At 47.3% G+C, this 11922-nt stretch carries 10 protein-coding genes and 1 tRNA gene; 7 read left to right on the top strand and 4 right to left on the bottom strand.

What is annotated here, in order from left to right:
• Window positions 1–2: 2 nt before the first annotated feature.
• The 3 genes from Q0V21_RS30285 (at window position 3) to Q0V21_RS30275 (ending at window position 1491) form a co-directional block, all read left to right on the top strand.
• Window positions 3–73 (top strand) — tRNA-Gly (locus tag Q0V21_RS30285).
• A gap of 86 nt (window positions 74–159) precedes the next feature.
• Complete coding sequence (locus tag Q0V21_RS30280) at window positions 160–798, top strand: pentapeptide repeat-containing protein (protein WP_301882106.1); 639 nt, start codon at window positions 160–162, stop codon at window positions 796–798.
• Window positions 799–885: 87 nt separating this feature from the next.
• Complete coding sequence (locus Q0V21_RS30275; RefSeq protein ID WP_024632367.1) at window positions 886–1491, top strand: short chain dehydrogenase; 606 nt, start codon at window positions 886–888, stop codon at window positions 1489–1491.
• Between the two features lie 255 nt (window positions 1492–1746).
• On the opposite strand, the gene Q0V21_RS30270 is transcribed toward Q0V21_RS30275, so the two are convergent.
• Complete coding sequence (locus Q0V21_RS30270) at window positions 1747–2607, bottom strand: CYTH domain-containing protein (protein ID WP_301882103.1); 861 nt, start codon at window positions 2605–2607, stop codon at window positions 1747–1749.
• Window positions 2608–2751: 144 nt separating this feature from the next.
• Entirely contained in the window at window positions 2752–3660 is a 909-nt protein-coding gene (locus Q0V21_RS30265; RefSeq protein ID WP_029881557.1) for a LysR family transcriptional regulator, read from the bottom strand.
• Between the two features lie 170 nt (window positions 3661–3830).
• Here Q0V21_RS30265 and Q0V21_RS30260 point away from each other — a divergent pair, with 170 nt between their 5' ends.
• The 4 genes from Q0V21_RS30260 (at window position 3831) to Q0V21_RS30245 (ending at window position 9541) form a co-directional block, all read left to right on the top strand.
• The gene (locus Q0V21_RS30260; RefSeq protein ID WP_024632364.1) at window positions 3831–4847 is read left to right on the top strand and encodes an ABC transporter ATP-binding protein; all 1017 of its coding nucleotides are present in this window, start codon (window positions 3831–3833) and stop codon (window positions 4845–4847) included.
• Window positions 4848–5138: 291 nt separating this feature from the next.
• Window positions 5139–6215, top strand: coding sequence for an ABC transporter substrate-binding protein (locus tag Q0V21_RS30255; protein WP_301882100.1), 1077 nt, complete (start codon window positions 5139–5141; stop codon window positions 6213–6215).
• A 153-nt stretch (window positions 6216–6368) separates the two neighbouring features.
• Entirely contained in the window at window positions 6369–7982 is a 1614-nt protein-coding gene (locus tag Q0V21_RS30250) for an ABC transporter permease (RefSeq protein WP_301882127.1), read from the top strand.
• Entirely contained in the window at window positions 7979–9541 is a 1563-nt protein-coding gene (locus Q0V21_RS30245; protein ID WP_301882099.1) for an MBL fold metallo-hydrolase, read from the top strand. The genes Q0V21_RS30250 and Q0V21_RS30245 overlap by 4 nt, the downstream gene beginning before the upstream one ends.
• Before the next feature lie 160 nt (window positions 9542–9701).
• Here Q0V21_RS30245 and Q0V21_RS30240 read toward each other — a convergent pair whose 3' ends face one another.
• Both Q0V21_RS30240 and Q0V21_RS30235 read right to left on the bottom strand, forming a co-directional pair.
• On the bottom strand, window positions 9702–10256 hold the full coding sequence (locus Q0V21_RS30240) for a GerMN domain-containing protein (protein ID WP_024632360.1): 555 nt from the start codon (window positions 10254–10256) through the stop codon (window positions 9702–9704).
• Window positions 10257–10297: 41 nt separating this feature from the next.
• On the bottom strand, window positions 10298–11719 hold the full coding sequence (locus Q0V21_RS30235) for an N-acetylmuramoyl-L-alanine amidase family protein (RefSeq protein ID WP_301882095.1): 1422 nt from the start codon (window positions 11717–11719) through the stop codon (window positions 10298–10300).
• Window positions 11720–11922 lie beyond the last annotated feature (203 nt).

The following is an 11922-nucleotide window of genomic DNA, read 5'->3' as shown; positions in this document are numbered from 1 at the left end:
ATGCGGGTGTAGTTCAATGGTAGAACTTTAGCCTTCCAAGCTAATAGCGTGGGTTCGATTCCCATCACCCGCTTCATGGTAACATCAAAGAGAGCTCTTGCTTACTGCAAGGGCTCTTTTTGATATAGTAATTTATATAAGAAAATAGTAGGAGGACTTATGAAAACTAAAATGGAAACGCCAAAGATTCCTCTGGAGCTTGAAGACTTATCGTTGGCTTTAGAAGCATGGGAGAGTAAAGAAGAAATCAAGCATGGGCGATTCAGTAATATGGCTATTGAGAATCAGAGCGCCAGCAGGGTATCATTCGATAAAGTGGTTTTTGAGAACGTGATCTTTAGTGAGTCCTCATTACTGGAAGTCGAGCTTACCGATGTGATTTTTGATAAATGTGATTTGTCCAATATGGACTTAAACGGCTCTTTCCTCCACCGGACGGAATTTAGAAACTGTAAGTTGCTTGGTACCAATTTTGCAAATAGCAGGCTCCAGAATGTAAGCTTTCAGGGTTGTGTCGCTGACCTTTCTTTATTCCGTTTCTCCAAGTTTAAACAGGTGAAGTACACCAAATGCTCTCTGGTGAGTGGCGATTTCTTTCAAGCTGCACCTCAAAAACTGGAGTTCTCTGAATGCAATATAGACCAAGCTCTTTTGTCAGGTGTAAAGCTTAAGGGAGTGGACCTTAGTGATTGTAGCTTTGAAAGGTTACATGTAGATATTGAGGATCTGGACGGATGCATCATCTCAGATGTTCAGGCAGCCTCCTTTGTTGGATTATTAGGCTTAATTGTGAAGTGAGTTTGATTATGTGAATGAACTTTGTTTAAATGAAGAGATCAATGAATGTACAATTTCATGCTTTTACTGATGTAAAGGAGGCGTAGTATGAAAAGGGCTCTGGTTATTGGAGGAAATGGCACATTAGGCAAGGCGGTTGTTGCGAAGCTTCAGGAATATTCCGTTGAGGTAATTACAGCAGGCAGGCAATCCGGCGATTACCAGGTGGATATGACCTCGACAGAAAGTATTACAGCCCTCTTTGAAACGGTGACTAATATTGATTACGTCATTGTTGCAGCAGGCCAGACTCATTATGCGAAGTTGGAAGAACTGACCCCGGAGAACAACATGATTAGTGTGCAGGGCAAATTACTCGGTCAGGTGAATATCGTCTTGATTGGACAGCACTACATCAACGATAAGGGAAGCTTTACGCTGGTCAGTGGCATTATACAGGACCATCCCATTTTGAAAGGTGCATCCAGTGCTATGGTCAATGGTGCAATTGATTCGTTTGCCAAAGCAGCAGCGTATGAGCTTCCTCGAGGTATACGTTTAAATTCCGTTAGTCCTAACCTTTTTGTTGAATCCGCAGAGAAATATAAGGGTGTGTTTATCGGATTTAATCCGGTGCCTGTGGAGCGGGTCGCCAATACGTTTATCCAGAGTGCACTTGGGATCGAAACCGCCCAAACCTTTAAAATATACTAACTGTAAAGATAATAAATACAAAGGAGATCAGCAGAATGTTCCTACTGATCTCCTTTTGTTTTGGATGAAATGGGATTTAGCTCTAATGGGCAGATAAACCAAGCATATTTTTGTATGTTTAAGCGATACGGTAAGAGAAGGGTAACGGCCATGTCTGTTTCTCTTCATTAAGAACGTAGCCATGCCCATTTTCCCCGTTGCCCTTTAAGCCGCTAGAGGCAGTTACGTAGACAAGGTATAGACAACAACTACCAATTAGTATCTTTCCAGGATCAGCTGAGTTTTCAGACCATCGGCAGGAATGAGCCAGTTTTTGTTCTGAAGCACTTGCATCAGTTGGGAACGCAGTCCGGAAACAGCTGAAGTATCTGTTGTTTTAAACGAAATCTCGACAATATTCTCTACTCCTGTACCTGCTGCATTACGAATAGGCCATACTTCAAGGGTAAGTTCTTGTCCATTCCATGTGCCTTCATAACGTTGGAACGTTACTGGGCCGTAGGCACGGGATTGTGAGAGTTGTTGTTTACCCCAGTTGGAGGAGGACCAATTTTTTAATTTGCCAGGCAGCTTGTCCAATAACATGGTCAATGCTTCTTGCTGTGATGGAAGTTGTACGCCTGTAGCTTTGGTATCCACCTTTTTGGTGTTGGAGAAGCTCAATGTTTGTTTGCCATATCCCCAGTCAATTTCGGCCTCATAATTATCGTCTGACGCATCAAATCCCTCTTGGTTAGCCAGAGTCAAAGCCGCATTAACATCACCATTGATAACAGGATAGCGCTTTTTATAAGTCAGTTCATAATTGTTCTTGTCATCTTTCTTCCGAAAACGGACGTTCCATCCCTGTTGATCAAGATTCAACGCGTTGGTGTCGAAATACTCTGCGCTAATGTTTTTTGCTGTGGAACTTAAGCCAAGCGTCTGAATGACTTCACTGCGTGGTGTCCCATCTGTGTTCAATACCAGCTCCGGCTTAGCCAGGAACTTCACTTCATAGGCAGGAACAGCATTAGCTGCTGCTGAAGCCTGTGGTGCTTCCAGAAACGTCAGTCCACTTCCCAATGTCACGATACTCAACATGAATGAGGCGGTTACCTTTTTCCATTTTTTCAAAACCAATCACTCCCTAGGCTGGATTAACGTACAGACCCACTTTATCGTCCGAGTATATGAAAGCGATTAAATGGAGGGACTCGTTGCGTTAACCCTGCATAGATTTGATGAATGCCAAGCGATAGTTTATATGGGATAGCAGGATTATGAATTGAAAAGAGAGAAGCTATGGCTCTTGTCCCGCAACACTTCTTTGAAGCGGTTAACTTGAACTGAAGGATGACGATCCTTGTTGTGAACGGTGTAAATGTGCCGTGGAGCCTGCTCTCCCGGAATGGGTAGCACCTTGATGAGCCCATGCTGTTCTTCCCACTGTACAGCCATTCGTGACATGAACGAGATATGACCGCCGAGTAAAACCAGCTGCTTGATTGCTTCCAGAGAATCCATCTCCACAGTGCTCCGCAGACGAATATCATGTTGCTCCAGCCATTGGTTGGTTAAACGGCGAGTGCTGGATTCATTCCCATGGAGCGCAAAAGGAACCTGTGCCATATGCTCGGGTTTCAGTACATCCCTCTGGGCCAAGACATGCTGTGGTGAGCAGATTAATACCAGATCGTCTTCACACAGCGTTTCTGCTTGCAATACCGGACCCACAAATGGTTCGGAAGAAATCACACCTAGATCAATCTGGTGGCGGATCAACATTTCGCGGATAACGGGTGAAGGCTTGACCGATAACATAATTCGAATACCGGGGAATTCCTGAGAAAATGTGTTCAAAATAGGTGGCAGCAGATATGTTGCAGGTACATAGCTCGCTCCAATGTGCAGGGTGCCCCGATACAGGCTGTCATATTCCTGTACCACTCTGCGTGCTTCCTGGGTCAGGGCATTGATTTTGACGGAATAATGTAAAAGGGCTTGTCCAGCCTCGGTCAGAAACGTCTTTCCACTACGCGATTCGAATAATCGTACCCCCATCTCTTCCTCCAGAGACTTCATATGAAAGGTAACAGTAGGCTGCTTGATGCCGAGAACCTCGGCCACACTGGTCATATGATGATGCTTATCAATGAGTTCAACAATTTGCAGTTTAATCAGGTTCAACGAACTCAACACTCCTCTCAGGTAACTTTGAATCACCTTATATAGATTTAATCTATGAACATCAACAGAATTCATCTAAAAAGTTAATTCCAATTTTACATTTCTAACATACAACTCGCGAAAGCGGACGTTAGACTGAGAACAGTACAAGAAGACAGGCAGGGATGCTTATGAAAATGGAAATTACGGGAATTCAAAAATCATTCAATCGCACTCCCGCACTGCTGCCCACGGATTTAACGCTTCAGCATGGACAGTTTACGACGCTGCTCGGCCCATCCGGCTGCGGCAAAACGACACTGCTGCGCATGCTGGCCGGGCTGGAGCAGCCGGATGCGGGAGAAATCGTCGCGGATGGCAAGAGTTTCTACTCAGCGACGAAGCGGATAGATGTACCGACACATAAGCGTAATCTGGGCATGGTGTTTCAGGATTTTGCATTATGGCCGCATATGACGGTGTACGAAAATGTGGCGTTCGGCCTGAAGGCCGGAAAGCAAAAATCGGATCTGCGTCAGAAGGTGACCGAAGCACTTGGCATGGTTCGCCTGCAAGGCATGGAGGATCGCTATCCTCATCAGCTGTCGGGAGGACAGCAGCAGCGGGTTGCTTTTGCCAGAGCGGTAGCGGTGAGACCGGGGATTATCCTGTTCGATGAGCCGCTAAGTGCACTGGATGCCGTGCTGCGGGAAGAGATGCGGATTGAGATGATGTCATTGGTGCGGGATATGGGACTGACAGCGCTGTATGTCACCCATGATCAGGTTGAGGCGATGTCGATGTCGGATGAGATTGTGGTGATGGAGAAGGGGCGGATATTGCAAAAAGGAACCCCGGAAACGATCTACGGATCGCCAAGTGATCCCTTTGTTGCTTCGTTTATCGGAAAGTCCAACTGGCTTACGCCCAATCAGTCCATGGTGAGACCGGAACATGTCTCCTGGAACAAAACAGGTCATGATGATCTGTGTTATCAGGCCGTGGTGCTCAGCGTCAGTTATGTAGGAGAACGTTATGAAATTCGGGTGCAGATGGAAGGGCTGGGGGTATGGACAGCCTATCTGGATCAAAGAGTGCGTGTAGGGGAGAAGATTCAGCTCTATGTATCCCCGGAGCGGATCTGCCGAATGAATGGGGAAGACACTCCTAAAGTGAAGCCGAGAGAGTTCATCGCAGCAGCCAACTGATCATGATGAGTATAAAGGTCACGGATCAGGAAATGGGCCATGAAGAGGATCAAATCATTAAGTAATGAAACAGATTACCAAGGAAGTGTAACTTTTAGAAAGTGAATTATGAAGGAAACGTACCTTCCTGAGATCATATCACCGTTCAGTCTCATAAAGAGAGGCATGTGTTGGTGTCGATAGCAAACAAACATAACCACCATAGCAACCATAGTGTAAACAGCGTAGACAGCGTGATTTTGCAGAAACTTGAATAAAAATATAATCAGAAACCAAGGGAGATGGAATGAAATGTTGGGTATGAAAACACGGAAAAGAAGCGCGATGCTGTTATTATCAGCGGTAATGAGTATCAGTTTGTTCGGATGCAGCACAGGTAATTCAACCACCGGGAATGCGGGGCAAGCTGCAGGGGAAGGCAGTGCGGCTACTGCATCGGCGGAAACAACAAAACCAGCCGGCGGCAAGCTGGTTTTGTACAGTGCAGGACCACAGAAGCTGGCGGATAACATCATCAGCGGATTTACAGCCAAGACGGGCATTGAAGTGGAGATGTTCCAGGGTACAACAGGTAAAATTCTGGCTCGCATGGAAGCTGAGAAATCCAATCCGGTAGCGGACGTCGTTATCCTGGCCTCCCTGCCTTCGGCACAAGCACTGAAAGCGGATGGTCTGACACTCCCGTATGCAGATGCCGAGAATGCAGACAAGCTGAACAAAGATTGGTCGGATGCTGAAGGTAACTATTTTAGCTCCAGTGCTTCTGCACTCGGAATTGTCTACAACACCAAGCTGGTGTCCACGCCACCAACCAGTTGGGCTGAACTTGCAACACCTGCCTGGAAGGACCTAGTCAACATCCCGGATCCTACGCTGTCTGGTTCGGCGCTTGATTTCATTACAGGATACCTGAGTGCGAACGGAGATAAGGGCTGGGACTTGCTGGAAAGCTACAAAGCAAATGGTGTAGCGATGGCAGGAGCGAATCAGGAAGCGCTTGATCCGGTTATTACCGGAGCGAAAAGCATCGTAGCAGCTGGCGTGGATTACATGGCGTATTCCTCCAAAGCCAAAGGTGAACCACTGGACATCGTATATCCAGAGGAAGGGACTGTAATCAGTCCGAGACCAGCAGCGATCCTGAAATCAAGTAAGAATGTAGAGAATGCCAAGGCGTTTATCGACTACCTGTTGTCCGATGAAGCACAAAAGCTCGTTGCAGATGCTTATCTGATTCCTGGACGTGAAGACATCGAGGCGACTAACCGGGCGAATCTGAAAGACATCCCACAGCTTAAAGTGGATTGGAACTGGATGAGTGAACACGGAGATGAGACAGCGGCACGTTTCTCCGAGACTTTTAAATAAGCAGATTAGAATGACGAGCAAATTGAGCAACTAGAGTGAAGAGACGATTGTCTTGTGGAAGTCATGTGAGGTGAAATCGTAGTGAAACCTGTTGTAGTAGACAACAACCGTATTTTTCGGAGAGTGGGCGTGATTCTGGCCCTCTTTCTGCTAATGATAAGCATTGGTGTACCGCTCTTGCTGATTTTCTGGCAAAGTGTGTATCCGGACGGGCAATGGGATTGGATGGCTCCGATTCGGACCATTACCGGACAGCATTTATCCGGGGTGCTGCTGAATTCCGTCTGGCTGGGGATCTGCGTAGTAGCTGTAACAACGCTGCTGGCATTGCCACTGGCCTGGATGATGGCGAAGACCCGCATGGGACAGCATCGCTGGGTGGACGTAATCCTCATGATTCCGTTCATGACTCCGCCATATATCGGCTCTATGGGCTGGATTCTGTTTATGCAAAAAGGGGGATACCTGCAGCAATGGGTGCCCTCCGCTGCAAGCTGGAGTGAGCTGTTCTTCAGCTTCTGGGGCATGGTGCTCATTATGAGTCTGCACCTGTTCCCCTTCCTGTACTTGTTGCTTCGGGATGCAATCATTCGTATTGGAGGCAATCTGGAAGAAGCGGGAGCGGTGCACGGGGGACGTGCGGGATACCGATTCAGACGCATTATTTTACCACTGCTGTTGTCTTCCTATGGCATGGGGATCATGCTCGTCTTTGTTAAAACGATTGCAGAATTCGGAACGCCAGCAACCTTTGGACGCAAGATTGGCTACTATGTCATGACCTCTGAAATCCACAAGTATATCTCCAGTTGGCCGATTGATTTTGGCAAGGCGACTTCGCTCGCTTCCGTGCTGCTGTCGGTCTGTCTGGTGATGTGGTACATGCAGTCTGCCATGAGTCGCAAGTTCACATACCGTCTGGTAGGGGGCAAAGGGCAGCGTTCCAAACGGTACTCCCTACGAGGCGGAGCGGGCTGGTTGTGCGGGTTGTATCTCGCGTTGCTGCTAATTCTGTCAGTGGGCATTCCGTATTTCTCGATCATTGCGGCGTCGACGATGAAGCTGCGTGGGGCGGGATTATCCTTCGATAATCTGACGCTGGATCATTACCGGGAATTACTGTCCTGGGGATCGGTCAGTATGAAAGCAATCGGGAACAGTCTGGGACTGTCACTGGCAGCTTCGACGGTTGCGGTTATTATCGGTACAGGTTTTGCACTGACGATTGGTAAGTCATCTTCCTTTATGCAGCGTGTCATTGATCTGTTCAGTCTGCTGCCGAATACGGTACCAGGCATTGTCATGGTGGTGGGTCTGATCCTCTTCTGGAATTCACCATGGATGCCGTTCATGTTGTACAACTCGTACGGAATGGTTGTTCTGACGTATGTGGTGCTCTTCTTGCCGTACACGGTGCAGTATGTCAAATCAAGCTTCACCCAGATTGACGGAACGTTATTCCAAGCGGGTCAGGTCTTTGGCGGAAAGCCGCTGTATATTCTGCGGCGCATTCTTCTACCACTGATCATTCCTGGCATGCTGGCCGGGTGGATGATGACATTCACGATTGCCACTCGGGAACTGGTAGGGTCGCTGTTGATTTTACCTCCATCGATGCAGACCTCGGCTACGTATATTTTTGCACAGTTTGAACAAGGTCAGGTCTCATTGGGGATGGCGATGGCCGTGGTTACTGTCGGCATGACGGTACTGATGCTGCTTGGTATTGAAGTTCTGAATTCGAAGAGAAAGTGGAATGCATCATGATCAAACTGAAGGTATGGGGCGGTGCTGGGGAACATGGACGTTCCGCCTATCTGCTGAGTGGGAGCCGGGTTCAGCTTTTACTGGATTGTGGCGTGAAAAAAGAAGGAGCTGGCGAGTACCCGCTGATCGAACCGGAAATTGTCAAGAAGCTGGATGTAGTGCTGTTGTCTCACGCCCATGAGGATCATTCTGTCGCTATTCCCTTGCTCTATAGGCTGGGATATCAGGGCGAAGTATGGACGACGCGGGAAACCAGGGAGCAGCTGGACACCTATTTCAGAGCTTGGCGCAGGAATATGGAGCGAGCAGGGCATGCCCTGCCTTACGAAGAAGGCGATGAACAATTGATTCGGTATCGGTTTCTGGAGGATGAAGCCGAGGGTGGAACCTGGTTTGAACTTTTCCCTGGCGTCTCGGCGGTCTGGGGGCGCAGTGGACACCTTGCCGGATCGGTATGGTTCGGGCTGGAAATGGAAGATAAGCGGATATTTTATTCCGGCGACTACACGTCGGAGTCCATGCTTTTGCAGGAGGATTGTCCAGCCGATGCGTTCTGGCAGGCAAGGTTACCACGTAACAAGCGGGGTCTTGATGCTCCAGTTGATACACGTTGGAAGCTGGGTACACTAACCGCCGTGAATGGTGGGCATGTTGTGGCAGGAAAGCCATCCGCATCGCATACCTTGGCCTCTGCTTCATCCGAAGGGGTGTTGCGATCATCGGTATCAGCAGGAAGGTTTGTAGAGCAACGGCTTGGCAATTCCACATCGAAGGAAGCAGAAGTGACCAAAGCAACTCCAATCAGCCTGCTGGATTTGGCGATTGTGGATGCCGCATACGGTACAGATCGCGATACACAGGGCAACAAGCTGGAGCAACTGGAGCATGTCATCCGTGAGGCGATTGCCCGGGGTGGAAAGGTGCTGATGCCTATGCCTTCGGTGGGTCGTGGTCAGGAAATCATGCTGTGGGCACAGCAGCAGTTCTTGGACGTTCCGATTGTAGTGGAACAAGGCTTGGTGGATGGACTAAAGCAGCTTTTACGTGCTCCATACTGGTTAAAGGAAGAGGAAGAACACATACCGGGTTCTGTGAAGGATGCGATTGGGCGTTTTCTGAGTGGTCAAGGTTGGGAGCTGCCTGTGACAAAGGAAGAACGAGAGCGGCTACTGAATCACCATGCTGCTTCTTTGTGGTTCATTCCAGACGGGATGATGCAGTCCTCTCTTGCTCGCTGGTACTATAGCCAGTTTGCCGACGGTGGAAATAATCTGGTGCTGCTCACCGGACATGTCTCTGCTGGCACATACGCTCACAGGCTTTTTCATAATCCTGCAAAGTATGGCGCGTGCGAAGTACGTAAAATACGTTATAAAGTACACCAGGGCTGGAAGGATGTTGAGACGATGCTGCACCAGGTTCCTGCAAGGCATACGGTGCTTGTGCATGCGGATCGGGCAGAGACGGATAAACTGAGAGAAGGCTTACTCAGCGAAAAATGGGTCTCGGGGAAGGAAATACTGCATTCGCTATCTCCCGGAGATGAGCTGTATCTGTAGATAGGAATTTTATAAGGATTGGATCTATGTAGGGCGTCCCTGGAGACGCCTTTTTGAATGTTGATTTTTATAAAAATAAAAATGCATGATGAGAAATTATGCTTCTCATCATGCAAGGGAGATGATTCAAGGAGAGAATCATCCGGTGTCTTTTTTAAAATTAGGATTGGCGCTGAATAGGGTGCTCCAGCTCTGAATGGCCCATCAAGCTGTCCAGGGCTTCACCGTCCACCAGGATATCAATACTTTCTACTTCATCATATTGAAACATCGTCTGGGTCAGTGCATCCAATGCAAGCAGTTCGCCACTGGTTCCCAATTTGGCCTCATCCGGGATATGAACATCCAGAGTGACTTTGCCCTCGCCGTACTGTATGGAGAGCAATTCGACCTTCTCCCAGAGGGATACAAGCTCCGAATCAGTATTGTTTTGTAAAGCTTCAAATGTTTTTTTGTATTTCTCGGAATCGTCCTTATATTCAATTTCCTGCTCTTTTTTCTCCAGTTCCAGTACCTGTGAATCTGCGAAATACACATCAACCGCTTGTGTGTTCATTGTGCCCAGGTCCACCTTGGTTTCGGATGGGTTTGGTGACTGTCCCCCCTGAACAGCAGGTTCAGCCGATCCGGATTCACTGACTGGCTTCTGAGCACAACCAATGCCAACAATCATGAAGAAGGATAAGACGAGTGCACATCCCAATTTCGTTTTCAATGGATCACATCCTCTAGCGTATTTACATTATGTTCTATCCTTTAATTTATACCCAGGTATTCCTTAATCCCATCTGCTATCGCTTGAGCGGCTTTCATCTGAACGACATCGGATGACATTAGTTCTTCATCCAGAACATTACTCAGGAATCCCACTTCCAAAAGTACTGCAGGCATGGTCGTGTCTCTGATCACTTCCAAGTTACCATTTTTCACACCACGGTCTTTGAGCCCCATGGCTTTAACCAAACGCTGGTGAATGATATTGGCTAATTCTTTGCTGCTACTGCGTTGGTAGTAGAACGTCTCCGTACCTGTCGCCTGGGGTGAGGACTCCACATTATTGCCATGGATAGATACAAATACATCCGCGTTTAATTGATTGGCGAGCTGAACACGCTCCGGGCGGGTAGGATAAGTATCACCGTCACGAGTCATCACCAATTCGATATCCGGCTCATTGAGAAGCAGTGCTTGTACTTTGAGAGCCAATGCCAAATTATATTCTTTCTCGGGTTTGTTGGTGATGCTGGTTGCTCCTGGATCTTTACCACCATGGCCTGGGTCGATGACAACGACCTTGCGTCCTGAATCTCCTCCAGGAATGACAGGAACAGGTGTGACGTTATCGCCCGAAACATTCAGATCAATAATCAGTTTATCGGCAATCAGGTTCTGGCTGTATTGGACATCCTTCACATGATTCAATTCTACGACAATTCGGACTTGACCAGGGTCTTGTTTAAAAAGAGAATATCTAACTTCCGTTATATTGGGGTATGCGTCCACATCCAATTTGCCATTCATGTTTTGATTCAAAGGTTGTGATAGATCACCGAACACTGCTCCGGGCAGATCCACGACCAGACGATCGGGGTTCTTCAAAGTTGTCATCACGGGTTTGGATTGACCATCCATAGACACGACGAGCTGATTGTTAGCAAATTGGATATCCGTAACATGGGTTAGCGATGTTGGGCTGCCGTTTCCTGAAGCGTTACCCGGTTCATCTGTGGGCTGCTTGCTGGTGTCGGTGTTGATTAAGTATACAATCTTTTCCTTGTTGTTCCATTTCACATTGAGTCCCATTTGTTCACTGACAAATCGAATGGGTACCACCATGGTGTTATTCAAAATGAGTGGGGCTGTGTTCAGGGTGACTTGCTTGTCCGCAACCATGGCTTGCTTTTGATCAACGGTTAAAGAAATCGTCTTGTCATTTTGCTGAATCTTTACATTACGTACATTTTGATTCCAATCCACTTTGAATTTCAAGTTTTCGGCAACGACACGAATCGGAATCATCACATTCTTATTTACAATGGTCACCTGAACGTCACTTGGGAGGATTAATTCCTCGCCGTCCAAGAAGATTTTCGACGTGCTTGCAGCGGCGTTTCCCTGGCTAGGGAGTAAAGCTAGAAAAAACAGGCTCAAAAACAGGAGTAAAATCGTTTTTTTCATTATGCACCTCTACTATTTTCGTTCTATATTTCTATTCCAAAATATACCTCCATTATATAAACGGTAAAATTGTAAAAATGTTTCTTTTTTGATCGTTATTTATCTATTTTTATTTATTGAAAGCATGTCGTGAGGATTCCAGTTCAGACAAAGACTAGCTATGGTTGGAAGGATGTAATTTAATTTCATAAAATATTTGACTT

The organism is Paenibacillus sp. 11B, from assembly GCF_030487755.1.
In the GTDB taxonomy this organism is placed as follows: Bacteria; Bacillota; Bacilli; order Paenibacillales; family Paenibacillaceae; genus Paenibacillus; species Paenibacillus vandeheii.
Note: the sequence above shows the minus strand (reverse complement) of the source record. Positions and strands in the feature narration are given on the sequence as shown.

What these genes read in the sequence shown, in the direction of transcription:
- Q0V21_RS30280 (WP_301882106.1), top strand. Translation starts at nt 160, where the DNA reads ATGAAAACTAAAATGGAAACGCCAAAGATTCCTCTGGAGCTTGAAGAC.
- Q0V21_RS30275 (WP_024632367.1), top strand. Translation starts at nt 886, where the DNA reads ATGAAAAGGGCTCTGGTTATTGGAGGAAATGGCACATTAGGCAAGGCG.
- Q0V21_RS30260 (WP_024632364.1), top strand. Translation starts at nt 3,831, where the DNA reads ATGAAAATGGAAATTACGGGAATTCAAAAATCATTCAATCGCACTCCC.
- Q0V21_RS30255 (WP_301882100.1), top strand. Translation starts at nt 5,139, where the DNA reads ATGTTGGGTATGAAAACACGGAAAAGAAGCGCGATGCTGTTATTATCA.
- Q0V21_RS30250 (WP_301882127.1), top strand. Translation starts at nt 6,369, where the DNA reads ATGATAAGCATTGGTGTACCGCTCTTGCTGATTTTCTGGCAAAGTGTG.
- Q0V21_RS30245 (WP_301882099.1), top strand. Translation starts at nt 7,979, where the DNA reads ATGATCAAACTGAAGGTATGGGGCGGTGCTGGGGAACATGGACGTTCC.
- Q0V21_RS30235 (WP_301882095.1), bottom strand. Translation starts at nt 11,719, where the DNA reads ATGAAAAAAACGATTTTACTCCTGTTTTTGAGCCTGTTTTTTCTAGCT.